This is a genomic window from Aeromonas sp. EERV15, assembly GCF_900079845.1.
Lineage (GTDB): Bacteria > Pseudomonadota > Gammaproteobacteria > Enterobacterales > Aeromonadaceae > Aeromonas > Aeromonas sobria.
The window spans coordinates 219319-246077 of the sequence record NZ_FKKY02000003.1; the positions used below are offsets into that span (position 1 = coordinate 219319).

Consider the following 26759-nt stretch of genomic DNA (forward strand, 5'->3'; position numbering starts at 1 on the left):
ATACCGAGCTCACTCTGCTGATGGGGCAAGCTGGTGACTCAACGCCTGCTGGTTTTGCGCCAGCCAGACCTCGATCGATTGCCCCCCCATCCGTAGCAAGGGATCCGGTTGCCACATCCGACGCGCCTCCCCCTTGGCGGGACGGCTGGTCAACACCAGATCGGCATCCTGTTCAACCACCAGTGGCAAACCGAGCGCCAGCGCCAATGGCATCAAACGCTCATCAGCCACCGCCAGACTGGCCACATTGTGTTCGAGCAACAGGTTATCGATGGCCATGGCACTGCCCTGCACCGCCCGCAGCAGTCGCTGGCGGTTGCGTTCAATCTGCGCGCTCTGGGCTGGCCACACCCGGGCCAGATCCCGCGCGGCCACATTGCCCATCAGGGTCAGGTTACCAAAATCGAGCCAGAAGTAATCTCCCTCCCCGTCCGGTCGCAGGGTCACTTTGGCACCTGCTGGCGCCAGCTCCTGGGCCACATCGATCGGTACAATGCGGATCTGACGCTGGCGCAACAGGGGATAAATCGCCAGCTCGGGTTGCAACGACTCCATGGTAAGCAGGGCATCCGCCTGTCCCAGGGTGGCCACATCCACCTTGTTCAGCCAGCCGGGGAGCCGGTTAAGGGGCAATCTGGCGGGTGGCAGGTAACGTGCTTCGATGCCGGTATCGGCCAACAGTGACAGGTTGATCCCGTGCAGCACGGGTACCGCACTGACCACAGTCGGCGCGGCCCAGAGCGGTAACGCCAACACGCTGAGCAGCAGAGGGATAAGAAACTTCATTCAATGGTTCTCCAGCGACGATAGCCGAGGGCAAGCACAAAAAAGAGTGAGGCAAACATCACGATGGCCGCCCCGGAAGGGAGTGGCAGGGCGCCAGCCATCGGTATCAAAATGCCCAATAAACAGCTGAGGGTAGAAAACAGCACCGATAGCCAGAAAAACTGGGCACCACTGCGGCTCACCAGTCGGGCTGCGGTCGCGGGGATAAGCAGCAGCGCCCCCACCAGAATGGCGCCAATTACCTTGACCGAGGCAACCGTCATCAACGCAATCAACAGTACAAACAGATAGTCATACAGACGCACCGACACCCCGCGACTGCGGGCCAGTTCAGGGGCCAGACTTGCCAGCAGGGCGGTATTGGTGCCTCGCAACAACATCAGCAGTGCCGGGATGGCAATGATCAGCAACACCAGCAGATCGAGATCCTTGACCGTCAGAATCGAGCCAAACAGCACGTTCTCCAGAATGTGTACGTTGACCCTCTTGGCCACATAGAGCAGCAAGGCCGCCCCCAGGGCGATGGCAAACGAGAGAAACACCCCCACCAACGCATCATAGGGGATCTGGGTGCGGCTCTTGACCCAGTGCAACAGCAAGGCAAACAGGGTGCAAAAACAAAACAGCGCCACCAGCGGCGCCGTGGCGGGCTCCCCCAGCAAGATCCCTAGTGCGACGCCAGTCAGGGCGCCATGCCCGACCGCTTCGGAGAAAAACGCCAGTCGTTTGACTACCACCAGCGGGCCCAGCGCCCCGAGCAAGGGCCCCATCAACAAGGCCGCCACCAGGGCATTGGTCAGAAAGGCATACTGGAACATCTCGGGCAAATAGCCGCTTTCAAAGAGGGAAAATACCCATTGACGCAAACTCTCCATCACGCGACCTCCTGCGGGGAGTGAGCAAATATCTCATCCGGCGTGCCAACCGCAACCAGACCACCATCGATGAGCCACACCCGATCGGCATAGCGCCTCACCCAGGCCATATCATGGTGAACCACCAGCATGGTGACCCCCTGTTCACGCAGTTGCAGCAGCAAGCGGTTAACCATCTCTTGTCCTTCTTGATCGAGCCCGGTCATGGGTTCATCCAGACACCAGAGTTGGCTCTGCTGATCCAGCCCCTGCGCCAACAGCAACCGCTGGCGTTCCCCCCCAGAGAGTTGACCGAGTCGCAAGTGCCCCTTGCCGCTGAGCCCGACGTGCGCCAACAGGCGATCGATCCGGCTTTTTGCCGCTGTGCTCATCGGTAACCAGAGCGGACGACGAGAGAAGGTAGCGAGCAGAAATTCGTTGATAGTAATGGGTAGAGATGGCTCAAACTGGCTCTGCTGAGGCACGTAGGCCACCGGCCCCGGCACCCCCGGCCACTCTCTGAATACCTCGCCGCTATGGGGTCTCAGGCCGAGCACGCTCTTGAGCAAAGAGGATTTGCCTGCCCCGTTGGGACCGACGATGGCATGCAGTTTTCCCGCCTCGAAGGTGCCATCGATCGGCTTGAGAATAGATACCCGATTGAGTGACAAGGCCAACCCTTGCAAGATGATTGAGGGCCCCATCAGCTCGCCTGCGCCGCCAGTGACAGCGCCTTGACCAGGGTCTTGAGGTTGTGCTCCATCTCCCGGCTCACCAGGGCCGGGTCATAGTCACCAAAGGTCATGTGGGAGAAGTGGTAAATCCGGATCCCGGTGGCGTCCTGGATCAGTTCTACGTAGCGGTTATCCATATCGAGTTCGGTAAACAGCACCTGAATATTGGCCGCTTTGATCCGCGCTATGGTCTGTTGTAACTGGATTGCATTCGGCTCAACCCCATGGGCAGGTTCAATAACTGTGTCGATGCCGATACCAAACTCTTGCAGCAGGTAGCCGTAGGCATTATGGGTACTGGCAATACGCACACTGGCCAGATCCAGCGCTAGCAACTCGGCCCGGTAACGATTCTTGATAGCACGCAAACTGCGGGCATAGGTCAGGGCATTTTGCTGAAAGTAATCCCGATTTTCCGGGTCGAGCCGTCCCAATTCGCGGGCAATGGTATAGACCTGACGCACCGCCGCATCAATGGAGACAAAGGTATGGGGGTTGTAACTTCCTTTGCCGGTGGCGAGCAGCGGCAAGTCGGCATTGGCATAAATACGGGTCAGGTTGGGTAACGCCAGACCATCCAGGGCATGCACCGCAAACTCATCATGGCCGATACCATTGAGTACCAGCGCATCCATGGTGGCCAGTCGCTTGAGGTCGCTCGGTTGCAGCTCATAACTGTGGGGATTGAAGCCACTCTCGATGAGCGGAATGACCTTGGCCCGATCACCGACAATATGGTGCACATAACTGTAATAAGGGTGCAGGGTGATCCCCACGGTCAGCGGTTTGCTCCACACCGTAAGGCTGGTCAGCAGCAAGGTCAGGCTCAGAAAGAAACGCATCATGGTGTCATCGAAATCCAGTGGGTAGGTGTAGTGCAATCAGGGGTACCGGATACCCCCTCGCCAGCCATAAAAATGGCGTTGGCAGGCAGCGACAATAGCCAGCGCCCATCAGCATGACCAGGGCGAGGCCCCAGCCAGCAGCCATTGGCGAGCTCCTGCCAGTCACCCTCGTGAAAAGGCGGGATCTGTGCTTGCGCCATGGCGGCCAGCGCAGGCCAGCGCCCGTCACTGGCCATAAAGCGAGCTTCATCAAGGGCGATGGTGAGCTCGGTGAGCTGCTGGCGCGCGGACGGGGTCAGCTGCAGAGTCTGCACCACTGGCGTGGCAGGCTCCTGGCGCAGCCAGATCCCCACCACGCCACACAACAAGAGTGCGATGGTGAAGATCGCCACCCAGCGGTTCTCGTTGCGACCATCATCCGGCGCCACTCGCTCCCGGTAACCGGTCATGTCAGAGCAACTCGGCATAATCAAATTCAGCTGGATCTTCATGTCCGGCATCGAAGCGGATGTAAAACTCCCCTTTCGGCTCGGTGAAACGTGCTTGGGAATGACCATTGGCCTTGACGGTAGCCAGTACTTCATCGTCATAGCTATACATGACGACCTCGGCACCGGTCGCGAACGTGCCATCGCTATAGCCCACCTTGCAGACCAGCTCAGCCCCCTCACGACCACAATCCATCACCGGATAGTGGGCTTGGGCGGCCAGCGGCGTCAGTAACGTCAGAGCGATCGCCAACTTGCTAAACAGGGTCATTGCGGCAGCACCTCGAAGGTCAGCAGGTAGTTGATCTCCACCTTGTCAGCCAGTGGCGAACGGCTGACCTGCTCAATGTTGGCAGACAGCAGGTGTGGGCCCCGCTGGGCAGGGGTGAATGCCACCACACCATCCTGATCGCTCACCAGATCCTGCTGCTGGCGCCCATCACGCCACTGAGTGCCATGCCCCACCACTTCTACTTTGCGCTCAGCCAGCGGTTGACCATCGAAAGTCAGGCGGAAACGGGCGGCCTCACCCACCACCACATCGCTGGGATGGGTCAATGGTTGCAGCTCGAGCCCCTGGCCGCTGCTTTTGAGCACGGTATCGCTTGGCGTGTTGCGGGTGACATAGAAGGCGCTGATGTTTTGCATGGCATAGGTGGTCACCCCCTGCGCCTTGGCTGGCACCTGAGCGGCAGCCTCCTGCTTGTTGGCCATGATCCGCCGTTCAGTATTGCGCTTGCCAATGGTGTAGGTAGTGACATAACGAGGCGGATTACGCAGCTCGACCTTGTAGGTGCCCACCTCGCTCAATGCCAGATCAAACACACTGCGGCGTTGCCCTTTGTAATAGGGGCCGATCCTGGCGGGGTTGCCTGCGGGATCATAGACAGTGACATTGTCCAGCCCTATCGGCTTGTCAAAACTGAATACCCCGTGGGACGCCGTGCCATCCACTGTCACCCAATGGGCGGTATCACTCGACACATTGAACTCACTTGGCAGCATCCAGACCGGATGCGCGGAAGCGGAGGTGGCAACCAGGGCCAGCAGGCCCCAGCCAAAGGAACGGTTAATCATGATTTAACTCCGGTGTGGATGGTGATCGCGCCCAGTTCAGCGACGGGTTCGAGGTGGTAACTGGTTGTTTGTCCGAGTTCTATCGCCTGACTGACCAAAGATCGGCTGCCATGCTCGCGAGCGGCTTCGATATGCAGGGTGTAACGCCCCGGCGGCAGGGCATTGCCCTGCTGGTCACGGCCATCCCACTGCAATTGGTAAACACCGGGTTTACGGGTCGCTCCGGAGACTCCATCCGGCTGGCCATTCTCATAGCGGCCACTCTTGCGCCACCAGCGCCGCATATCCTTGAGCCAGTCCGCCTCTTTGCGCCAGACGGCGAGCGTGGCCACCGCCTGTTGCTGGGGATTTTCTACCCAGACAGCCACATAAGGGCGGTATTGACTACCTTCATGACGCGGTAATTCCAGTGACAAGGTCACCTCAGCGGCAGCTGGCACACTCACCAGCACGAGTGCCAGCGTGGTGGATTTGAACATCCAGGACTCCGTTTAGTAGTAGAGGATAATGAGGTAGAACATGCCCATCAGGGTCGTGCCCGCCAGACTGAGACCAAACAGGCCAATCCGACGCTTGCGCTGGGACAACACCAACCAGAAACCGCTCAAGGTAAACAGCAACATGACCAACGCTGACAGGTCGATGAACCATCGCCATAGCTCGCCACTGTAGCGCCCCATATGAAGATCGTTGAGCTGGGCCAGCCAACCCGCTGGCTGAGTCTCGATCCTCACTTCTGCCAGGGCGGGTTCAATTTCTACCAGGCTGTAGCCACCGGGGCGCTTGATGTCGAGGGTGAGCAACTGCTCATCGGCATTCCACTCCATGACGGCTTCCCCACCCGCCAGCACATCTTGCTGACGGAGCCAGTGCAGCAGCTGCGCACCCGCCAACAGAGGGTCCTGTTGCCATAACCCGGTTTCCACCCACTGGGCTGGCAATACCAATCGTTGATGTACCAAAGGGGACGCTGCGGGTAGCCACTGACGATTGTTCAGCGTCAATCCGGTCACTGTGAAAAAGAGCATGATCACCAGCATCAGCATGGAGCTGTATGTATGCAGAGGGCGAACCCAGCGAGGCACATGATAGGGACGGGCAGACTTGCTCGACATGGTAAAGAAAAGCTCCCGCAGGTAGTCATCATAAACCGCGGCAAAGTATTGCAAATGCAAATCATTGTCAATAACGTTTAATTCATTGAATTGACAATAATAGCTTTTGTAATGGCGGGCCTCTCTTCGCCCTTATCTGCAGAAAAAACAGTAACTAACTGATTTAACTTAAATTAAGTCTCGATTAATTGATTGCATCCCAGACGAGAACCAACTTCACCCCGCCAGTTCCATTTTTTGGAACGACAGGTTCCATAAACATGACTCTCTGCTCGACCCGAGTTTGCATAGAATGCTGCCGCCACAGGGTGATAATGATTATCAATAGCAGGATTGACTCGTCAGCCGCATTCCAATAACAACAGGAGAGTTCACATGCCCATACCTCAACCATCCCGACTTGGTTACGCCATTGTGATGGCTCTGCTGCCGGCCGGCGCAGTCTCGGCCCAGGCAGTCAATGAAACCATGGTGATCACGGCATCCGGATTTGAGCAGAAGGTAACCGATGCGCCCGCCAGCATCACTGTTATCACTCGCGAAGATCTGGAACAAAAACGCGTGGCGAGCATCGCTGATGCACTCAGCGATGTGGAAGGAGTGGATGTGGGAGGCAGCGTCGGCAAGACGGGTGGCCTGAATATCAGCATGCGGGGTATGCCCAGCGACTACACCCTGATCCTGATCGATGGTCGCCGTCAGAACAATGTGGGGAACGTGACCCCCAACGGCTTCGGTGAAACCGCCAACAGCTTTATGCCACCAGTCGCGGCGATTGAGCGTATCGAAGTGATCCGTGGCCCCATGTCCACCCTCTATGGTTCAGATGCAATGGGTGGGGTCGTCAACATTATTACCCGCAAACCGGCCAAAGAGTGGATGGGCGCCCTTACCCTGGAAAATACCCAACAGCAGCACCGGGAATTTGGCAACAGTGCAGCGGTCAGTTTCTATACCAGCGGCGCCCTGATCGAAGACAAATTGGGGCTGACCCTGCGCGGCAGTGTGTTTGACCGTAGTGCCTCTGATATTCGCTATCAGGACGCCAATGGCCTGGAAAAAACACCGATCATGGGGGCAAACCCCGTAAAATCTGACATTCAGAATTTGGGCGGAAGAGTGACGTTCACCCCCACCAGCAATCAGGATATCTGGCTGGATATTGATCGCGGCAATCAGCAATATGACAACCGCGAGGGCCAGCTTGGCACCCTAGATACACCGACCAAGATCGGCGGTTATGAGAAACAACAACGCTACAGCCGCGATCAATATGTGCTGGCCCACGATGGCCGTTTCAGTTTTGGTAACCTCTCCAGCAGCATTACCCGCAGTGAAACCGATACCGCAGGACGGACTCTGCCCAAAGGTGTTCCGGGAAAAACGGCAGGAGCTCCACGTACCCTTGAGCTGGAAAACACCATAGTCGACAGCAAGCTGGTCACAGTGCTGGGTGACAATACCCTCTCGGTCGGCGGCCAGTGGTGGAAAGCAGAGATGATCGACGGGGTTGCTACAGCGCCGTTCGAGCATAAGCAACTGGCACTGTTTGCTGAAGATGAGTGGCGCTTCCTGACTGATTGGGCACTCACTGTTGGTGCTCGTTATGATGACCACAGTGTGTTTGGTAGCCAGCTCAGTCCACGTGGTTATCTGGTGTGGAATGCCAGCAGCAACTGGACCTTCAAGGGGGGTGTCAGCCAGGGTTACAAGACCCCTCGCCTGGATCAACTGACCAGCGGCATCGTCGGATTCGGCCGCCAAGGGGCCCTGCCGCTCATCGGCACCCCCAGCCTGACACCCGAGACCACCACCAGTTCTGAGCTGGCAGCCTACTATCAGGCCGATAATGGCTTTAACGCCAACCTCACCCTGTTCCAGAATAACTTCAACGACAAGATTGCCAGCGGCACGCCGGTAGCTAACTGCCACTACAGCAAGGCGCCCAATCAGCCGGGCTGTGTCGATATAGGAACCAGCTGGAACGATATCAAAGAGTTTGGTCAGACAGTCAATATCGACGAGGCCATTACCCGAGGGGTCGAGGTAGGATCTTACATTCCGCTGGCAGAGTATTGGGATCTCAAAGCCAACTACACCTTCACCGATAGCGAGCAAAAATCGGGCTCGCAAGCGGGCCAGCAGCTGACCGATACCCCCAAACACATGGTCAACATGAAGCTGAACTGGCAGACCACTGCCCAGCTGAATACCTGGCTGCAGGGTGAGTATCGCAGCAAGCGTTGGCGCGGAGTAGGTGTCGAGCAAGAGGCGTTTGGTGATTACAACGCATTTACCCTGTTCCACCTGGGCGCGTCATACCGGATCAGCGAAAATGTCACCGTCAATGGCACCATCTACAACTTGCTGGATGAAGACTTCTTGCAGTACCACGCCTATAACGACGCTGGCAAAACCGAGTATGCCAACGAATACAATAATAATCAGGAAGGACGTCGCTTCTGGATCTCGACCAATATCACCTTCTGATCCTCTGATCTGCACTTAACAAAGATGGCCCGTCACGGGCCATCTTTCTCGACATTAGCGGACGTCATCAGGTCATGGTGACACTCGTCTCCCGGCCCCATCGCCTCAATTCTCCTGCATCATTGGCTACGATTGCCAACAACAGTTCCCACCATCCTTGCCATCAGGCAATTGAGGGCGAGCAAAGCGTGATATCTGTTTGCTCACTGAGCTTCTGGCGCAACCAATAAGCCGATTCAACCTCGACAAAACAGAGCAGATCACCGCCGTTGGCCGCCATCGCCATCAGCTGTTCAAAACGCAGCTGCTGTTGTTGCTCCCATGCGGCAGCGAGTTTAGCCCCATGGGCCTCATCGACAACCTCACGGCGCAGCTCGAACAGGTTATCGGTGATCGGGCTGTTGATCTTGGCCGCGCTGTGCCAATACATCAGCAGGTTGTCCATCATCTCGGTGTCGTAGTTGGCCAGCGCATCCAGCTCGGGTGTGTCACCGCTGTCACTGGCGGCAAAATCACACCAGCCGGAATTGAGTGACGCAAGCTCATGTGCCACCGCCCCTTTGACATGCTTGCGTAGCACCGCGATATCGGCTCCCTTGCGCGCAGGCAACCACACCTCACCCTGATGAGCATCCAGCAGTGACGTCAATAAAGACGTGGGGTAGACAGGAAAACGGGGACAAAGTGAATGCAGCAGGGATACCAGAGTGATCTTGACCATGAGCGATACCTTGAACTAAGCGCACAGCCGCCAACGGGCCGCACTATGTAAAAAAGTGCCTTATCCTATCACGTTTACAGTGGTTAGACCCTTGATGAAGCCAGTTGGCCAAGCATTTGATTCCGCCGAAAAAAACAGCATTTGAAACGAGCAATCCAGCCAAAGATCAATAATTTGAACCAGCGCCCACTAAAGTGGATTCGGGGATGCTAGTTTGCATACATCTTTAGCGTAAGGAGTGAATCCATGATTGGGATCGACCAGGTTTCTAACGACTTTGTCAACGATTTGAAAATACTGGCATGCTTTGATCCGGCCAACATGAGTTTGGGGATTAAATTACGCAGCGATATGTCTGACGACCTGTGCCAGGCAGCTGCCCGTCTGCATCAGCAGGGGCTCATCAGCGCAGTAGATGGCGGCTATCTCACCCCGTTCGGCATGACCATGGTTGAACACCTGCAGCACCTGCTGGTCGCACTCAAGCCCCTTTAATCGGCTGTGGTGCCCAGAGCGAAAAGTTAAGTAGCTCCCAACGCTTGCCTTGATGAAGATGGCAAGCAAACAGCAAAGGACCTTCGGGTCCTTTCACTTTGCCATCGACCAGCCACTCCCCCTCTCTTTTGGGTACCCGTCGCGCCTTTATTTCTTCGGGCTGTAACGCTTGCCCAAGACGGACCTGTACAAATTGCTGACAAACCAACTGTGCATCCAACGTGGATTGAGCCAGTACCGGCGTATCGGAGATCGGGGTAAGAAGGGAGATAAGCAGCAACGATAGCGACATGATGAAAGAGTTTATGAATCAGTGCAGGAGCCAGATAAACAAAAAGCCGTGGCACCAGAGGTACCACGGCTTTCTTAAATTCTGTAAGAATTACAGAGCAGTTACGTTCTCAGCCTGCGGGCCTTTCTGACCAGTGGTCACGGAGAACTGTACGCGCTGACCTTCAGCCAGGGTGCGGAAGCCGGCACCTTGAATTGCGCTGAAGTGAACGAAAACGTCCGGGCCGTTTTCTTGCTGGATGAAGCCAAAACCTTTGGTTTCGTTGAAAAACTTAACGGTACCGGTGATCATGTTAGACATATCTTTAAACCTGTATTCAAAATAATTACTTATGCTTTTCAGCGGATAAAGCTTAAAAAACGGGATGACTATGAACAACAGGACAGGATGTAAAACATCGTATTCATTGACATAACTATCGCCCTTTCAAGCTGGAGTGAATTATACGCAGCTTTGTCGATTACGCAAACAAATTTGTGCCCTGCCAATGGCAGGGCACAACTGTCTATAGCGTGGCGGCTTCCAGTGCATCCACCAGCACCTTGAGAAAACGGGCAGCCTCCCCGCCAGTACACGCCCTGTGGTCAAATGTCATCGACAGTGGCAAGGTTCTGACGGGACGCGCTTCACCATGGATGAACACCACTTTTTCGAACAGTTTGCCTGCCCCTATGATGGCCACTTGCGGCGGCGTGACGATGGGGCTGGCGTAGCGCCCTGCGATGGCGCCGAAGTTGGTGAGAGTAATGGTCGCCCCCTGCAACATCTCGCGGGGCACGGCGCGCGCCTTCACATCGGCGATCATCCGATCCAGCCCCTGCCGGATATCGGCCCCCTCCCGCTCGGCCACGTTCTCCATCACCGGTACATAGAGACCATGTTTGGAATCCACAGCAATGGCTACATTGACCTCGTTGAACAGCCGCCTTGACAAGGTTTCGCCATCAAACCAGGCGTTCATCGAGGGCTCGGCACGACACGCCACACCGATAGCCTTGATAAGGCGCACCGTCACATCTTCATCAGGGCGCCAATGACGCAAGTCAACTTCATCGGTGATGCTGACCGGCACCACCGTCTGATGAGAGAGCTCCATCGCCTTGGCCATGGCCCGCCGTGACCCTTTGAGGAACTCGTTGCCACTGCTCTGCTGAGCCTCGAATGCCTGCTGCACATCCAGCTCGGTCACCATACCGCCGCTGCCACTTCCCTTGAGCCGGTCGATATCCAGACCCAGCTTCTGCGCCAGCAACCGCACGGCTGGCATGGCTTGCACCAGCACGCCACCCGGGGCTATGGCACCCACCACAAAGTGATCCTCGATATGCTGCTGATGAGCGCTCACCTTGCCCACCACTGTGCCATCATCCTCCCCCCCCTCGAACTCCACCAGTGGCGCACCGATATGGAGAATATCCCCCTCGGCGCCACAGAGACGGGCGATCACCCCGGCCATAGGAGAGGGCACATCCACCAGCGCCTTGGCGGTTTCCACCGACAACAGCACCTGATCGACCGCGACGGTATCCCCGGCGCTCACCTTCCATTCGACGATCTCAGCTTCAGCCAATCCTTCGCCCAGATCCGGTAATTTGAAAAATTTCATAGCCACTGGTTCTCCATCAGCTGGTGAGCGGCATCGGCAATATCCTGCTCGGTGATGAGGTAATACGCTTCGTTGCGATAGTAGGGAACGGCGGCATCCACGCCGGTCAGCCGTTTGGGCGGCGCCTTGAGGCAAGGGAGCGCCTGCTCGGTCACCCGCGCCACAATTTCGGCTCCGACCCCGAAGCTGCCGCACGCCTCGTGTACCACCAGCAGCCGGCCAGTCTTGCGCACCGAGGTGAGGATGGTATCTATATCAAGCGGCTTGATGGTGGCCAGATCCAGCACTTCACACTGGATATCCTGCTTGACCAGCAAGTTTGCTGCCCGCATCACCTCCTGAATGCAGGCTCCCCAGGCCACCACAGTAATATCCCGGCCCGGGCGCAGGGTGAAGCAGACATCCAACGGCAAGCCAATACCGTCATCCACCACCTCGGATTTCATCGAGCGATAGATGCGATCGGGTTCGAAAAACATCACGGGATCCGGGTCACGGATGGCCGACAGCAGCAAGCCATAGGCGCGTCTCGGGCTGGAGGGGATCACCACCCGCAGCCCCGGAATATGAGCAAACAGCGCCTCGACGCTCTCGCTGTGGTGTTCCGGCGAGTGAATGCCCGCGCCATAGGGAGAGCGATAGACAAGGGGGCAAGAGAGGCGACCACGAGTACGGTTTCGCATCCGCGCCGCCTGACAGATGATCTGCTCCATCCCGGGGAAGATGAAACCCTGAAACTGGAACTCCGCCACCGGCTTGAGCCCCTGGGTCGCCATGCCAACCGCCACCCCGGCGATCAATCCCTCGGCCAGCGGTGTGTCGATCACCCGCTTGAAACCGAACTTGTCGCGCAAGCCCACGGTGGCGCGAAACACCCCGCCGTTGACCCCCACATCTTCGCCCAACACCACCACATCCGGGTCGTGATCCATCTCGTAGTGCAGGGCCATGTTGACCGCTTCTAGCAAACTGATCTCACTCATGGCCAACCTCCTGCTTCATCCCCTTGGCAATCACTCGCTCGCGCTGGGGCAACAGTTCAGCGGGCAGGCTGGCGTAGTGGTAGTCGAGCATTGCCTCAGGCGGCTGGGGCGGCATCCCCTCGTAACGGGCGACAGCTTGCTCCACCTCTTGCGCAGCCTCAGCCAGCAGGGCCTGCTCCTGCGCTTCATCCCACCACCCCTGGCTGTGCATAAACTGGCGCAGGCGCTTGACCGGCTCTTTGGCCCAGGCGGCCTCCACCTCGGCACCGTCGCGATAGCGAGTGGCATCATCGGCCGTGGTGTGATCGCCGAGGCGATAGCTGACCGCCTCGATCAGGGTCGGCCCCTTGCCGTTGCGGGCCCGTTCGATGGCACTGCGTGCGGCATCGTAGACGGCCACCACATCGTTGCCATCCACCTGCAGGCTACGCACCCCGGCGCCAATCCCCTTCTGGGCCAGCGTAGGGGCGCTGGATTGCAGCTTGCGCGGCACCGAAATGGCCCACTGGTTGTTGTTGACGATGATGACCATCGGCAGGTGCCAGACACCGGCGCAGTTGAGCCCCTCCAGAAAATCCCCCTTGGAGGTGCCGCCATCGCCGATGGTGACTACAGCGACGCGCGGTTGATTACGCAGTTTGAAGGCAGACGCAATGCCGCAGGCGTGGGTGATCTGGGTGGCGATGGGGACGCAGATGGGGAGATCTTCAGAGGGAGTCCCATCGGGTTTGAGAAAATAACTGCCCCGCTCGTCACCACCCCAATATTGCAAGTTCTTCTCCATCGGCACGCCACGCACATAGAGGGTGGGCATGTCCCGATAGTAGGGGACGTAGACATCCTGCGGCTGCATGGCGAGACCGATGCCAATCCCCACGGCTTCTGCGCCGAGATGGGAGGGAAAAGTACCGAGTTTGCCGGTTCGTTGCAGCGCAATCGCTTTTTTGTCATAGCTGCGCACCATTACCATATTGCGGTAGAAGGTGTGCAGTATCGCCTTGTCCAGCCAGGTCGGTAAGGTGGCGACCGGGCACCCTTCCGCATCGAGGTAACGAAGGAAAGGGATGTCGACATGGGTCATAACTGGCTCCTTGCCGTTGAGAGCGTCACCGATGCTGGCGACACCTAGATGTAAATACCTTGTTAAATAAAAAGCAAAGGGATTTACTCAGGTAAGACCAGTAGAAACTTCTTTAAAGTAGCGAAGGAGCTGAATTTTCGGCGATGAGTGGCAAGGTATGCCGTAAATGGTGCAACTTTGCAGTTCTGAATGCAGGATGCAAAATGTGAAAAAGGGGAGCCTTGCTCCCCCTTCTGTTACTCAAGTCAGCGGTTACGCCAGCCAGCAGTTACGCTAGCCAGTGTTGCAGTTGGCGGGCCATGCCAGCTGGCAGCAAGTGCGCGCGGCTTAGCAAGCGGCTGCGCCATGGCTCGGCCAGCAAGGTCGGGCAAATTCGCATCTCCCGTCCCCGGTCAGCCACCCGCACCAACCTGTCTATGAGCCCCTCCAGCGGCGGATACACCGGCCAGTGGGGATAGAGGTCGGCAGTTGTGATATCAGCCAGCTCGCACACCCGCTCCTCTTCCCCATCTCCCTTCCCAGCAACCATTGGCCAGGGATGAAGGACATGCAGCCAACCCGGTCTTGCCGCCTCCAGCAACTGGCCCAGCGTCGGCTGCGCAAAGTGGGGATCTCCTGCGACTTTGAGCAGATGACGCGCCCCCGCCAGCACCACCAAGCCGCGCTGGGGAAGTGTTAGAAGATAGTCGGCCAGCGCCTGATCCCGCCCCCTGTTGTGCTGCTGCCATCGCTCCGGGCTCATCTCCTGCCACTCGAATAAGGGCTCGCAGAGATGCACCCGTAGCCGCATATGTTCAGGGCGCACCAGATTGCTCTGGCGCAGAGCGGAAAAGAGAGCCGGAAACTCGGGGGCCATCCAGGCGGGAAAGGCGCAGGAGTCGAGCCAGACCGGATAGAGCCGGGCCAGCGTCAGCGGCTCATCCTGCCAGCTCTCCTGCCCCGTCAGCCAGGCATCGAGCAAGCCCTGATGGCGGCGATTGCCGCACTCCAGCACCAGATCGGTCATGACTCCCCAGAGCGCCGGATCACACAGCCAGACGTGCTGGCGCCGGATAAAATCCGGGTGCCAATGCGGCTCCCCCAGCCCCACCAGCTTACCCGCCAACAAGGCTTCCCGGATGGCGGCAACCGGGGTCATGCATCCCCCTCCTGCCGGATGTGCGGTTGTTGCCAGACCCCATCGACCCGCTCACAGATAAGGGCACCGATCTTCGCCAGCCAGTCGGGATGCACCATCTCCTGATGCAGGCAGGGGAAGCGCTCATAGCGGATTTCGCCTTTTGTCAGCGACGCCCAGCCGCGCCCATCCAGCCAGGGCTGGCGGGAGGCTGACGCCTCGATAAAGGTCACTTCCCCGTGGTAGCAGTAGTCGACCGGCTGACGGATCAGCCGGTTGTTGTGGCCCACCAGCTCAATCATGGCGCTCACCACCTGCTCGTCGAGCATGGCCAGCGCACTCCCCTCAGCCCCCAGCCTGGCCACCACCTCGTCACGAGTAAGGGAGTCCAGCGCCTCGTCCGCAACCGCAATGCCCCCCATCCGCAGCAACGCATCAAGCATCCGCTGTTCGTCGGGCAACGGCTGGGTCTGCCACTGCTGGCAGGGGTAGGCATCGAGCAGCAGCACCATGGCCACCTCCTGTCCCTGCTCTTGCAGCATGGCGGCCATCCGGTGCACCAGCATGCCCCCGAGCGACCAACCGAGCAGCCAATAGGGCCCCTCGCTCTGCTGGCGGCGCAGCTCGGTCACATAATCGAGGGCCAACTCGTCGAAGCTGGCAGGCAGCGGCGCATCCGGTTGGCAGAGCGGCCGTGCCTGTAGGGCATAGACCGCCATATCAGTCGGCAGATGGGGCACCAGCGGTGCATAACACCAGCCGAGCCCGCCTGCGGGGTGGACGCAAAAGAGAGTGGGGCCTGATGCGCCCGACTGCGCACTGTGCGCCCGCAAGGGCAACAGCATGGGCATAGCCTCCCGCTCGCCGCCAAGATGGCGCGCCAGCTGGGCGGGGCTGGGCGCTTCGAACAGGCTGGCCAGAGTGAGATCTTGTCCAAGCGACTCTTCAATACGCACCACCAGCTGCGCCGCCAGCAGGGAGTGGCCGCCGAGGGCAAAGAAGTTATCGTCGGCGCCGACCCGCGCCAGCCCCAGTACCTCGGCGAAGAGGCGACAGAGCCGCTCCTCCAGCAGGGTTTTCGGCAATGACTGACCAACCGCCGACGCCATATCAGATAGCGGTAGCCCCTTGCGATCCAGCTTGCCATTGGGGGTGAGCGGCAGCTCGGCCAGAGTGACCAACAGCCCCGGCACCATGTAGTCGGGCAAGGCAGCGCCAAGGGCAGGTGTAAGCTCGGCCAGCGTCAGCTTTGTGCTATCTGCGGCCACCACGTAGGCCACCAGACGGCGATCGCCGGGGGCAAATTCGGGGGCCAGCACCACCGCCTGCGCCACACGGGGATGGCGCAGCAGCACCTGCTCAATCTCCTCCAGTTCGATGCGCTGGCCGCGGATCTTCACCTGAAAATCGAGTCGCCCCAGATACTCGATGGCGCCATCCTCACGCCAGGCAGCCAGATCGCCGCTGCGATAGAGCCGTCCCGCCCCGAAGGGGTTGGCAATAAAGCGCTCGGCGGTGAGCTCGGGCTGGCCAAAGTAGCCATCCGCCACCTGCACGCCGCCGATCCAGAGCTCCCCCGCCACACCGGGGGGCACCGGCTGCAACCAGGGGTCGAGAATGTAGATGCTGGTATTCCAGACCGGATAGCCGATTGGCACGCTGGTCACCACCTCGTCTGCCCGACAGGGATACCAGGTGACATCCACCGCCGCCTCGGTCGGGCCATAGAGGTTGTGCAGGGGGGCTGAGAATGCCCCATACCAGCGCTGCACCAGATCGGCGGGCAGCGCCTCGCCGGAGCAGAAGACCTGCCGCAGGGCGCGGCAACGCGCAGGCTCGGCCTGTGCGACGAATATCTGCAGCATGGAGGGGACAAAGTGCAAGGTGGTGATCCCCGCCAGCTCAATCAGCTCGGCAAGGTAGGCGGGATCCTTGTGGCCGCCCGGTTTGGCGAGCACCAGCCGCGCCCCTGTCATAAAGGGCCAGAAAAACTCCCAGATGGAGACATCGAAACCGGCCGGGGTCTTTTGCAGCACCCGATCCGCCGGGCCGATGGGATACATGTGCTGCATCCAGAGCAGCCGGTTGACGATGGCGCCATGGCTCACCACAACCCCTTTGGGCCGACCGGTCGAGCCGGAGGTGTAGATAATGTAGGCCGCATCTTCCGGTTTGGGGGGTGGCAGCTCACAAGGTGCTATCCCCGCCACGTCTATCGTCGCCAGCTGCTCTGCCACACCGGGGGCATCGAGGCAGACAAGTGGCGCCGCCACGTCGAGCGGCATCTGAAGCGTATGACTGGTCAACACAAGCGCAGGATTACTGCTGGCGAGAATGTAGCCGATCCGCTCCGCCGGATAGTCCGGATCAACGGGCACGTAGACGGCACCCACCACCATGATGGCCTGCTGGGCGAGAATAAGTTCGGGAGATCGCGGGATCACCACCGCCACCCGACAACCGGGGCCCACGCCCCTCCCCACCAGATAGCTGGCCAGCTGGCGGGTACGCTGGCGCAGCTCGGCAACACTCCAGCGCTCGGCGCCACACTCAAGCGCGATGGCGCTCTGATCTGCCGCCGCCAGCCCCTCGGCCAGCAGTGCGCTCAGGGTGGTAGTCGGCAACGGATGGTCGGTTTGGTTCCAGCGCGCCAGCTCAGCCTGCTCGCAGGGCAGCAACAGCGGCAAGCGCACCGCCTCGACCTCGTCATCCGCCTCACTCCAGGCGGCCAGATAAGCCAGCAGTCGGACCAGATGACGTTCACTCTCCTGTTGGCTGAAGCGCCCCTGACGGGTTTCGAGGGTCAGGGTCATCGCGCCTGCCTCCTCGGCAAAGTAGAAGGCGCACTCCTCCACCGGCCCCGCCGCCAGCACCTGCACCTCGCCACAAACCTGGTTGTGCCCTTCACCAAAGCTGAGGGTACGGGCAAAGGGCATCAGGTTGACCTGAGGGCCAAACAACGGCTGGCCCGGCTGGCGCTGTTGCAACCACTCCTGACGGCAACCCTGATGACGGCGCAGGGCGGCAAATTGCCGCTCGACCTGTGCCAACAACTCCCCTACCCGGCTGGAGCCGCTCAGCTCGATGTGCAGGGGCACCACATTGACCTTCATGCAGGGGGTATCGGCCGCCACTGAGCCCAGCCGCCCCATCAGCGGAATACCCAGCACCACCTCGCCAGCGCCGCTCATTCGCTGCACATAGCTGGCCACCGCCGCCAGCAGCAAGCTGTAGGGGTGACAGGCCGAGCGACTCGCCCGTGCAACCAATGCCTGCCACTGGCGGCCAGCAAGCCGCTGCTCAAGACGATATGTGGGGCCCGGCCCTTGCGCCGGACGTCGGGAGAGCGACGCAGGATTCTCCACCCCGGCCAGCTGCTGCACGAAGAAATCGCGATCCCGCGCGGCGCGCGGCGAATCCTGATAGGCCGCCTCTTCAGCCAGCAACTCCTGCTGGGATGCATAACGGCAGGGTGCAGGCTGCTCGCCGGCACAGAGCGCCTCATACCAATTTGCCACCCGCTGGCAGAGCAGGCTCAGGCCAAAGCCATCAATGGCGATATGGTGCACGGCGATAAACCAGGCCCACCGCCCCTCGCCAAGGCGATAGAGGGTGGTGGCAAACAGCGGCCCCCCGGCCAGATTGAAGGGGACGGCCAACTGCGCACGCATCTCGGCCTGCGCGGCTGCGAGTGGATCGGCTTCGCTGCGCAGATCCCGCTCGGTCAGCTGCCAGCAGGCAGGATTAGCTACCATTTGCGGGCCATCGGCAGTGGCCACAAAGGCGCAGTGCAGACCGGAGATCTCGTCGATGGTCTGGCGCACCGCACGGGTGAAGTGATGGGGAGCCAGCGCCCCCTCCAGCAGCCAGTACTCACCGGTATTGCAGGCCGGGCTCTGCGGGTATTTTTGCTGGGCAAACCAGATACCCGCCTGAGCGGTGGTAAGCGGCCAGCGCGGGTGGGTGGCGCGCATCGCCATTGTCTGTTCCATGGGAATATCCTTGCGCAAACATTGGGCGAGCAGCGGCTTGCCCCTGCCCGCATGGCTGAAAAGCGAGGAGGCCAGGCCTCCTCCATAAAGAGAGTGTCACGCCTGCCAGATCGGCAGCGCGCGGGCTAGACCCCCAGGGTTGCACCGCCATCGACCACCAGATCCTGCAAGGTGATGTGGCTGGCGGCATCGGAGGCGAGAAACAGCACGCAGGCAGCCACCTCGTCGGGTGTCCCGAGCTTGCCAAGGGGGATTCCCAGCTTGAACTGCCCGGGTAGGCCCGCGATGGTGCGCTGCTCTCCCTCGAGCTGCTCCGCCTCCCCCTCCTGCCACATGCCGTACAGCATCGGGGTACGAGTCGAGCCCGGCGACACCAGATTGCAGCGCACCCCATAGGGGGCAAGCTCCAAGCCTGCCGTTTGGGTGAGGCTGGTCAGCGCCGCCTTGGAGGCACCATAGATGCCCATCCCCACTCGCGGTACCCGACCGGCATTAGAGGAGACATTGACGATAGCGCCCCTGCGCCGTCCCTGAAACCAGGGGGTCAGGGCTCGCATCAGGTAGAAGGGGGCGAAGGTGTTGATGGCGAAGGTGCGCTGCAAGAGGGCGTCATCCACCTCATCGATCCTGCCGGTCGCCAGCACGCCAGCGACATTGACCAGCACATCGGGCCCCAACCCCTCGTCCAGCAGCTGTTCGCAGCAGCGGGTCACGGCCTCGCTGTCGCTCACGTCGAGAGTCACCCCCTTCACGTTGCCGGGCAGCGCCTCGGCCAGTTGCAGATCGAATGCCACCACGCTGGCCCCCGCCTCGGCAAAGGTGCGTGCCACCGCATGGCCAATTCCCTGCGCCGCACCAGTTACCCAGAAGGTTCTGCCTTGCCACTCGCTCATGGGGTGCACTCCGGTTCGCTGACGTGCACTTCGTTGGCCTGATAAGCCGTGGCCTGACTGACATTGGGTTGACTGGCATTAAGCTGACGGGAGAGGAGCGCCCACCAGTGAGCCAGGGTCGGCGTGCGGGCCAGCTCGGCCAGCTCCACCATCAACCCCTGCTGACGCCACTCTTCCACCAGCCCCATAACCGCCAGCGAGTCGAGACCGTAGTCGAGCAGGTTGTCATCCTCGGTGGGCTGCTCCTGCTGCATCTCGGCTGGCAGCCGCGCCAACACCTGAGCACGAAGCGACTCCCGAGTCAGGGGGCGTTTGCTGGCCGCCATCACCTCGGCCACGGTAATCACCCGACCCGCATTGCGGCTGACGTAGGAGAGCGCCAACAGATGATCCTCGCGGGAGAAGTCGGCGATGGCATCAGCCACCAGGAAAGGGCGAATATCGCGCATAAAGGCATCGACCGCCGTCTGCATCACCCCGATATGGCCGTAGATGCCACAGATCACCAGCTGATCCCGCCCCCATCCGGCCATCAGCTCGGCCAGCGGTGAGCGGCAAAAAGCGCTGTAGCGCCACTTGGTCAGCACCGTATCCTGCGGCTCGGGCGCCAGCGCCGGGACGATGGGTTGGCGCTCCGGCGCCCGGGTCAACCCCGGCCCCCACATGTCGTTGAGCAGCGCCCGATCGGCCTGACTCTGCTCGGCGGGCTGGGCGGTATAGACCACCGGCATGCCAAGAATACGCGCCTGACGGATCAGGGTGGCGATATGGTCGATGACCTGATTGATCAGCGGATTGCCCGCCCCGTAGAAATCGACGAAATAGTGCTGCATATCGTGGACCAGCAAGGCGGCACGGCCCGGTTCGAAGGGCCAGTTCACCCGCCCGGTGGGCAGCTCCTCAGCGGTGGGCAGCGGATAGGCGGCGAGTGATTGAATGGTCATGCACACTCCTTGGCGAGCTGCTCGCGCAGCGTCTGTTTGTCTATCTTGCCGACCGGGGTGTGGGGCAGTTGCTCCACCAGCACCAAGCGATCGGGTAGTTTGTAACCGGCCACCCCCTGCTCTCGCAGGAAACGGCGCAAGCGGCGCAAATTGAGAGGCTCGCGGCACATCAGAAAGACGCAGCTGCGCTCCCCGAGCATGGGATCGGGCATGGCGACCAGCGCCGCCTGCCGCACCTCCGGGTGGGTCAGCAACAGATCTTCAATCTCGAGGGCGTCAATCTTCTCCCCGCCCCGGTTGATCTGATCCTTGTTGCGCCCCACCACCATCAGATGGCCGCCGGGCAAGCGGCAGACCAGATCGCCGGTGCAGTAGAAACCGTCCCGGTCGAAAGCCCGCTGATTGTGGGCATCAGCCTTGAAGTAGCCGCGAAAGGTGTAGGGGCCACGCGTCCAGAGCTCGCCGCACTCACCATCGGGCAAGGGGCGCCCGTCGCTATCCCTCACTTCCACCTCGTCGCCCGGGCTCATCGGGCGGCCCTGGGTATTGACGATGTGCCAGTGGTCATCCTCGATGCGGGTGTAGTTGACCAGCCCCTCGGCCATGCCAAACACCTGCTGCAAACGGCAACCAAGGCGGCTCGCCACCGCCTCGGCATGAGCCGGGCTGAGGCGCGCACCGCCCACCTGCACACACTCCAGAGAGGTCTGCGGATAGTGGCTGGCCGCCTCCAGCCAGAGCGCCAGAGCCGGTGGCACCAGTGCCGCCCAGTTGACCTGATGGCGCTGCACCAGCGGCAGACAGGTTGCAGCAGAGGGATCCTTTGCCAGCACCACGCAGCCACCGGCATAAAACACCCCGAGTGCCCCGGGGGAGCTCAGGGGAAAGTTGTGGGGCGCTGGCAGAGCGCATAGATAGATCACCCGCTCATCCCAACCGCACACCGCTACGCTCTGGCGCACGCTGTAGCCATAGTCATCGTGGGTACGGGGGATCAGTTTGGGGGTGCCGGTGCTGCCGCCGGAGAGCTGGAAAAAAGCGACGTGATCGGCCGGGGTAGGAGTTGGCTCGATAGCCGTCAGCGGCGAACCATCAGCACGGGCTATCGGGTCAGGCTGATACCATGCAAATCCTGACTGAAGATCGGAGCCTTCTGCCTGCTCGAACAGCAGTGTCTGGCAAGAAGGCGATACCCGCTCATCAAGGGCCGCCAAGCTCCCCGCTTCACCGGCAAAGCCGGGATGGGAGGGGCTGAGTACCAGCAAGGCGGGCTCAATCTGGCGGGCAAAGGCCACCAGCTCGCGCCGCTGATGGCTGTAGAGGGAATGCACCGCCACTACGCCGCAGCGGATCAGGGCAAACCAGCAGATATAGAACTCGGCGCAGTTGGGCAACTGCACCAGCGCGGTATCGCCATGGCCCAGCCCGCGCGCCGCCAGCCGCGCCGCCAGTGCATCAACCTCACGTTTTAACTGGCCATAACTGAGGGTGCGTTCGCCACAGATCAGGGCCGTGCGCTCGGGATAACGTGCGGCGGAGTCATCGAGCAGGGCGGTGAGCGGTTGTCCGCGCCACCACCCTTGTGCCCGGTAGTGGGCTGCCAGCTCGGCAGGCCAGGGGGTAAAGGGCACCAACGGCTTCATGCGGTTACCTCCGGCTCCCGGCTCTCGAGGCCAAACGCCCGCAGCATGGTGCCAAGCTTGGCGGCGGTCTCCTGCCACTCCGCTTCCGGCGAAGAGCCCACCACCACCCCGGCGCCGGCATAGAGCCGCAGTTGCCGGCCGGCCAGCACACCACAGCGGATGGTGACCACCCACTCGCCATTGCCATCGGCATCCATCCAGCCGACGGCGCCACAGTAGAAGCGGCGATCGTACCCCTCGAGCCGGGCGATGGCCTGACGCGCAGCCGAGAGCGGCGTGCCGCACACCGCCGGTGTCGGGTGTAGCGCCAACGCCAGTGCCAGCACGGGAGAGGGTTCATGGAGCCGCCCGGCGATGCGGGTCGAGAGGTGCCACATGGTAGGGGTCGCGATCACCTGCGGCTCAAGGGGGACATCCAGCTCGCTACAGAAGGGAGCGAGGGCGGCGGCGACCGCATCGGCCACCAGTGCATGTTCATAGCGATCCTTCTGCGCCCCCAGCAGTTCGGCACTGGCCGCCTGTTGATCGGAAAACGCGTGGCGCGGACGGGAGCCCGCCAGCGGATTGCTCACCACCGCCATCTCACTGCGAGACACCAGCAGCTCGGGGCTGGCGCCAAGCAGGGTCTCTCCCTCCGGCAGCGGGATCTGGAACACATAGGCGCCCGGATTCTGTGCCAGCAGAGAGCCAAAGGCGTGTGCGGGGGAGGTCTGCTCTGCGCTCTGCACATCAATGGCGCGCGACAACACCACTTTCTCGAGCTGACCCTCGCTAAACTGCTGCAACGCTGCCCGCACCGCCCCCTGATAGTGGGCGGAGCCGGTCACTTCGCTCACCTCGCCATGGAGCTGGCAACAGCTGGCGGGCAACATCGCATCCCTGGCGACCCACTGCGATTGCACCGGGATCACCAGATGCCAGGGGGATTGGGTATCAAACGGAATGGCGCCGATGGCGATGGGATTGACCATCCCCTGCTGGCGCAGCTGACGCAGATGGGCAAGGAGCTTATCCGGTGGGATGCCGGTAAAACTGTCGTGGATACCGGAGGCGACCAGTACCCTGTCACCGCTGGCAAAACAGCACACTTTATCCAGCCCGACCGCTGTGGCGGGCCACTCTCCTTCCAGTGCATGGTCACACATGACGGTGCTACTCCTTGGAATGAATCACTGCCTGACACGACTTAACGTGAGTCATTTGACTCACCAGATATCAAGGTGAACGGCATCCTAACAAGGAGTAAAAAAACGATCAACACAAATGAGAATCAATTTCATTAACTTCTTTTTAGTCAAAAGAGGGTGACGAACGAAACTTAACTTCGCCAATAAAAAAGAGTTGCGATCGGAGCAAATTCAATTTGATAATGATAACGCTTATCATTTGTATATTATGGAAGATGTAAATAATGAAATCCTCAACCTCCCGTTTTATTGCTCCCAGTCTGCTGGCCACCACCATCGTCACTCTGCTGACCCAGCAAGCGATCGCCGCCAGCAACGCCCCTCAAGCCGATGAGGTGATCACCGTCACCACCACAGCCCACAATACTCGCTCGGCACCGGCCGCCATCTCGGTCATCACGGCCGAACAGATCGCCGCCGCGCCGGTCAATGACCTTGCCGACCTGCTGCGCCACGAAGTGGGCATTCAGGCCGAGACCGACACCAATGGCCGCAGCGATATCGGCATTCGCGGCATGTCCGGCAAGTACACGCTAGTGCTGGTGGATGGCAAACGCCTCTCCTCCTCCAATGCCCTGTGGCGCGGCGGTAACTTCGACAACACCCCGGTGCCCCTTGGCATGATCCAGCGGGTCGAGGTGATCCGTGGCCCCATGTCGGCACTTTACGGCTCCGATGCCATCGGTGGTGTCATCAACATCATCACCAAGCAGCCGGGCAAAACCTGGCAAGGGGCGGCCGATGCCGACTTCAAGGCCATCGAGGGCAAGGATGGCGGCGATCAGCACAGAACCAACCTGGGCTTTACCGGCCCGCTGACCGACAACCTGCTGATCCGGATGAACGGCGAGGTGTATGACCGTCAAGCCTGGACCCCCACCGAAGCTGCTGACGGCATCCCCCTTATCGAAGCCAAACAGACCCGCAACTTCGCCTCTACCCTGAGCTGGCTGGTGGATGAGCAGCAGCGCTTCGAGCTGGATTACCTCTACAACCAGGATGAGCGGCCTCTCGATATCTTCCGCAAAACCGGCAACAAGGTGCACAGCCGCCAGCAGCAAAACGATCGCAACCTGTTTGGTCTGACCCACAAGGGGAACTGGAGCTGGGGTGACACCACCGTCATGGCCAACTATGAAAGCTCCCAGATCGACGACTTCAACACCAGCTACTCTGCCCCGCAACAGCGGGAGCTGGAAGAGAACACCTTGACCCTCAAGGGCTATACCAACCTGGCGCTGGCCAACCACTACCTGACCCTGGGTGGTGAATATCTGGATCGGGAGCTGGTGGATGCGGTGAGCTACAAGGATATCGGCGGCAAAGAGAGTCACTCTCAGGAGGCGCTGTTTGCTCAGGACGAGATCGGCCTGACCGACAGCCTGACCCTGACTCTGGGCGGCCGTTACGATCACCACGAGATCTACGGCAGCCACTTCACCCCGCGCGGCTATCTGGTCTATGAGATGAACGAGCTGGTGACCGTCAAGGGGGGCGTCAGCCAAGCCTTCAAGGCGCCGGCACCGCACCAGTACTCCAACGGTTACAGCATCGAGAGCTGCGGCGGCAGCTGCCGTATCTATGGCAGTGACAAGGTCAAGCCCGAAACCAGCACCAACTACGAGCTGGGTGTCATCGCAGGAGAAGGGATCTGGGAAACCAGCGCCACCCTCTTCTACTCCGACATCGACGACATGCTCACCTTCAAGCAGTTGCCGAACTCCACTAACCGCACCTGGTACAACCTGGAGAAGGCCACCACCAAGGGGTTGGAGCTGACCGGCAAGCTCGATCTGACCGACGATATCAACCTTGGCGCCAACTACACCTACCTCAAGGCGGAAGGCGATCAGGGTCAGGCTCTGCCCGAGCGGCCCGAGCACAAGGCCAACGCCAAGATCACCTGGCAGGCCACCGAGCGGGTCAATGCCTTTGTCGGCACCACCTACACCGGCACACAGTTTGCCGAGCAGACCGTCAACAAGGTTGTCGTACTGCACAAGCTGCCCAGCTATCAGACCTTCGATCTCGGCACCGGCTTCAAGGTCACCGAGAACTTTGACCTGCGACTGGGGATCAACAACCTGACCGACGTGCGCCTGCAAGAGAAAGACACCGTCTTCCAGAACGTCGAACCGGGTCGCAGCTACTACGTCAGCGGCTCAGCCCGCTTCTAAGGTAGCCAAGGCCGATATAACAGAGCGCGGGCCCATGCCCGCGCTCTGTTAACCAAGAGAATAAGGGGAAGATCCCCACTGGACAGCAAAGAGCATGCAGATTTCCATTTTCATCAGGATCGCTCATGTTCACCTCACTTCTGAATGCTTCACCCCTTGCCACCCTGCCCACCCCTGACGAGATGTTAAAGGCCAGACCCTGTCCGGCACGGCTCGCTCGCCAGATCGCTCGCAGCCGCCAGCAAGCCCGCCATATTCTGCAGGGAGAGGATGATCGCCTGCTGCTGGTGATCGGCCCCTGCTCCATTCACGATCCGGCAGCCGCCCGCGACTATGGTGGCCAGCTCGCTGAACTGCAGGGCCAATACGGGGAGCAGCTGCAACTGGTGATGCGCACCTATTTCGAAAAGCCGCGCACGACGCTCGGCTGGAAAGGATTTATCTTCGATCCCGACCTCGATGGCAGCGATCGACTGGAAAAGGGCCTATCCCAGGCCCGGGAGTTACTGTTGACCCTTGGACAGGAAGGGCTCGCCTGTGCCACCGAATTTCTCGATCTCACCAGCATGCTCTATCTGGGGGATCTCATCAGCTGGGGTGCCATTGGAGCCCGCACCACCGAATCCCAGCTCCACCGCCAACTGGCCTCCGCCCTCCCCTGCCCCATCGGTTTTAAAAACGGCACCGATGGCAATATCCGGATCGCGGTCGAGGCGATCATCGCCAGCCGGGCAGCCCACCTCTATACCCAGCCTTCCGGTGATGGCCAGCTGGCACTGGTGCGCAGCCATGGCAACCCCGACTGCCACCTGATCTTGCTCGGTGGCCGCAAGCCCAACTATCAGAGCAGTCATGTGGCAGAGGCTGGCGAGCTGCTGCGCCAGCACCATCTGTCACCCCGGCTGATGATCGATTGCAGCCACGGCAACAGCCAGAAACAACATGCCCGCCAACTGCTGGTTGCCCGAGATATCGCCGACCAGCTGGGCGCTGGTAGCCATGCCATCGCCGCCATCATGGTGGAAAGTTTTATCTGCGAAGGGCGTCAGGAGATTGGCAGCAAACCGCTACGCTTCGGTCAGTCGATCACCGATAGCTGCATCGGCTGGGAACAGACAAGGCAACTGCTCGATATGGTGGCAGAAGGGGTGGAGGCGCGCCGCCAGCAGCGGATCGCCTTGGCAGGATGAGTGATCTATTCCTCAGAAAACCCGGGTAGCTGAGAAAATAATGTGGCCC

At 60.2% G+C, this 26759-nt stretch carries 25 protein-coding genes; 4 read left to right on the forward strand and 21 right to left on the reverse strand.

Annotation, left to right across the window (positions count from 1 at the left end):
- Positions 1-9: 9 nt before the first annotated feature.
- Genes BN4575_RS04165 through BN4575_RS04205 form a run of 9 tightly spaced genes read right to left on the reverse strand, consistent with a single transcriptional unit; the run spans position 10 to position 5953 of the window.
- Complete coding sequence (locus tag BN4575_RS04165) at positions 10-786, reverse strand: hypothetical protein (protein WP_068977257.1); 777 nt, start codon at positions 784-786, stop codon at positions 10-12.
- Complete coding sequence (locus tag BN4575_RS04170) at positions 783-1661, reverse strand: metal ABC transporter permease (RefSeq protein ID WP_068977258.1); 879 nt, start codon at positions 1659-1661, stop codon at positions 783-785. Before BN4575_RS04170 ends, BN4575_RS04165 begins: the two co-directional genes overlap by 4 nt.
- Positions 1661-2344 (reverse strand): metal ABC transporter ATP-binding protein, encoded by a 684-nt coding sequence (locus BN4575_RS04175; protein WP_068977259.1) that lies wholly within the window; start codon positions 2342-2344, stop codon positions 1661-1663. The genes BN4575_RS04170 and BN4575_RS04175 overlap by 1 nt, the downstream gene beginning before the upstream one ends.
- Positions 2344-3219: a metal ABC transporter solute-binding protein, Zn/Mn family gene (locus BN4575_RS04180; protein ID WP_068977260.1), complete on the reverse strand. Its 876-nt coding sequence runs from the start codon at positions 3217-3219 to the stop codon at positions 2344-2346. The genes BN4575_RS04175 and BN4575_RS04180 overlap by 1 nt, the downstream gene beginning before the upstream one ends.
- On the reverse strand, positions 3216-3686 hold the full coding sequence (locus BN4575_RS04185) for a hypothetical protein (protein ID WP_141689711.1): 471 nt from the start codon (positions 3684-3686) through the stop codon (positions 3216-3218). Before BN4575_RS04185 ends, BN4575_RS04180 begins: the two co-directional genes overlap by 4 nt.
- Positions 3670-3978, reverse strand: coding sequence for a hypothetical protein (locus tag BN4575_RS04190; protein ID WP_068977262.1), 309 nt, complete (start codon positions 3976-3978; stop codon positions 3670-3672). The genes BN4575_RS04185 and BN4575_RS04190 overlap by 17 nt, the downstream gene beginning before the upstream one ends.
- Positions 3975-4784, reverse strand: coding sequence for a DUF4198 domain-containing protein (locus BN4575_RS04195; RefSeq protein WP_068977263.1), 810 nt, complete (start codon positions 4782-4784; stop codon positions 3975-3977). Before BN4575_RS04195 ends, BN4575_RS04190 begins: the two co-directional genes overlap by 4 nt.
- Positions 4781-5263, reverse strand: a complete 483-nt coding sequence (locus BN4575_RS04200; RefSeq protein WP_042021281.1) for a DUF2271 domain-containing protein — start codon at positions 5261-5263, stop codon at positions 4781-4783. The genes BN4575_RS04195 and BN4575_RS04200 overlap by 4 nt, the downstream gene beginning before the upstream one ends.
- Positions 5264-5275: 12 nt before the next feature.
- Positions 5276-5953, reverse strand: a complete 678-nt coding sequence (locus BN4575_RS04205; protein ID WP_068977264.1) for a PepSY-associated TM helix domain-containing protein — start codon at positions 5951-5953, stop codon at positions 5276-5278.
- A gap of 321 nt (positions 5954-6274) precedes the next feature.
- Between BN4575_RS04205 and BN4575_RS04210 the strand changes: the two genes are divergently transcribed.
- Positions 6275-8389 (forward strand): TonB-dependent receptor domain-containing protein, encoded by a 2115-nt coding sequence (locus BN4575_RS04210; RefSeq protein WP_068977265.1) that lies wholly within the window; start codon positions 6275-6277, stop codon positions 8387-8389.
- Between the two features lie 163 nt (positions 8390-8552).
- Here BN4575_RS04210 and BN4575_RS04215 read toward each other — a convergent pair whose 3' ends face one another.
- Entirely contained in the window at positions 8553-9110 is a 558-nt protein-coding gene (locus tag BN4575_RS04215; RefSeq protein WP_068977266.1) for a hypothetical protein, read from the reverse strand.
- Positions 9111-9356: 246 nt separating this feature from the next.
- Here BN4575_RS04215 and BN4575_RS04220 point away from each other — a divergent pair, with 246 nt between their 5' ends.
- The gene (locus BN4575_RS04220) at positions 9357-9605 is read left to right on the forward strand and encodes a TIGR02647 family protein (RefSeq protein ID WP_068977267.1); all 249 of its coding nucleotides are present in this window, start codon (positions 9357-9359) and stop codon (positions 9603-9605) included.
- On the opposite strand, the gene BN4575_RS22415 is transcribed toward BN4575_RS04220, so the two are convergent.
- The 11 genes from BN4575_RS22415 to BN4575_RS04270 all read right to left on the reverse strand — a co-directional run bounded on the left by BN4575_RS22415 (position 9592) and on the right by BN4575_RS04270 (position 23301).
- Positions 9592-9897, reverse strand: coding sequence for a hypothetical protein (locus BN4575_RS22415; protein ID WP_083220987.1), 306 nt, complete (start codon positions 9895-9897; stop codon positions 9592-9594). The genes BN4575_RS04220 and BN4575_RS22415 overlap by 14 nt on opposite strands.
- A gap of 90 nt (positions 9898-9987) precedes the next feature.
- A complete protein-coding gene (locus BN4575_RS04225; RefSeq protein WP_082186781.1) occupies positions 9988-10197 on the reverse strand; it encodes a cold-shock protein in 210 nt (69 codons plus the stop codon).
- A 205-nt stretch (positions 10198-10402) separates the two neighbouring features.
- Positions 10403-11503 (reverse strand): dihydrolipoamide acetyltransferase family protein, encoded by a 1101-nt coding sequence (locus BN4575_RS04230; protein WP_068977268.1) that lies wholly within the window; start codon positions 11501-11503, stop codon positions 10403-10405.
- On the reverse strand, positions 11500-12486 hold the full coding sequence (locus tag BN4575_RS04235) for an alpha-ketoacid dehydrogenase subunit beta (RefSeq protein ID WP_068977269.1): 987 nt from the start codon (positions 12484-12486) through the stop codon (positions 11500-11502). The genes BN4575_RS04230 and BN4575_RS04235 overlap by 4 nt, the downstream gene beginning before the upstream one ends.
- A complete protein-coding gene (gene pdhA / locus BN4575_RS04240) occupies positions 12479-13567 on the reverse strand; it encodes a pyruvate dehydrogenase (acetyl-transferring) E1 component subunit alpha (protein WP_068977270.1) in 1089 nt (362 codons plus the stop codon). Before pdhA ends, BN4575_RS04235 begins: the two co-directional genes overlap by 8 nt.
- 268 nt (positions 13568-13835) lie before the next feature.
- Complete coding sequence (locus tag BN4575_RS04245) at positions 13836-14705, reverse strand: hypothetical protein (protein WP_068977271.1); 870 nt, start codon at positions 14703-14705, stop codon at positions 13836-13838.
- Positions 14702-18676, reverse strand: a complete 3975-nt coding sequence (locus tag BN4575_RS04250) for a non-ribosomal peptide synthetase (RefSeq protein ID WP_068977272.1) — start codon at positions 18674-18676, stop codon at positions 14702-14704. The genes BN4575_RS04245 and BN4575_RS04250 overlap by 4 nt, the downstream gene beginning before the upstream one ends.
- 125 nt (positions 18677-18801) lie before the next feature.
- Positions 18802-19569, reverse strand: a complete 768-nt coding sequence (gene dhbA / locus BN4575_RS04255; RefSeq protein ID WP_068977273.1) for a 2,3-dihydro-2,3-dihydroxybenzoate dehydrogenase — start codon at positions 19567-19569, stop codon at positions 18802-18804.
- Complete coding sequence (locus BN4575_RS04260) at positions 19566-20513, reverse strand: isochorismatase family protein (protein ID WP_068977274.1); 948 nt, start codon at positions 20511-20513, stop codon at positions 19566-19568. Before BN4575_RS04260 ends, dhbA begins: the two co-directional genes overlap by 4 nt.
- Complete coding sequence (locus BN4575_RS04265; protein ID WP_068977275.1) at positions 20510-22156, reverse strand: (2,3-dihydroxybenzoyl)adenylate synthase; 1647 nt, start codon at positions 22154-22156, stop codon at positions 20510-20512. The genes BN4575_RS04260 and BN4575_RS04265 overlap by 4 nt, the downstream gene beginning before the upstream one ends.
- Complete coding sequence (locus BN4575_RS04270) at positions 22153-23301, reverse strand: isochorismate synthase (protein WP_068977276.1); 1149 nt, start codon at positions 23299-23301, stop codon at positions 22153-22155. Before BN4575_RS04270 ends, BN4575_RS04265 begins: the two co-directional genes overlap by 4 nt.
- A 266-nt stretch (positions 23302-23567) precedes the next feature.
- Between BN4575_RS04270 and BN4575_RS04275 the strand changes: the two genes are divergently transcribed.
- Positions 23568-25520 (forward strand): TonB-dependent receptor domain-containing protein, encoded by a 1953-nt coding sequence (locus BN4575_RS04275; RefSeq protein ID WP_068977277.1) that lies wholly within the window; start codon positions 23568-23570, stop codon positions 25518-25520.
- A 125-nt stretch (positions 25521-25645) separates the two neighbouring features.
- Entirely contained in the window at positions 25646-26710 is a 1065-nt protein-coding gene (locus BN4575_RS04280; RefSeq protein WP_068977278.1) for a 3-deoxy-7-phosphoheptulonate synthase, read from the forward strand.
- The last annotated feature ends 49 nt before the right edge of the window (positions 26711-26759 follow it).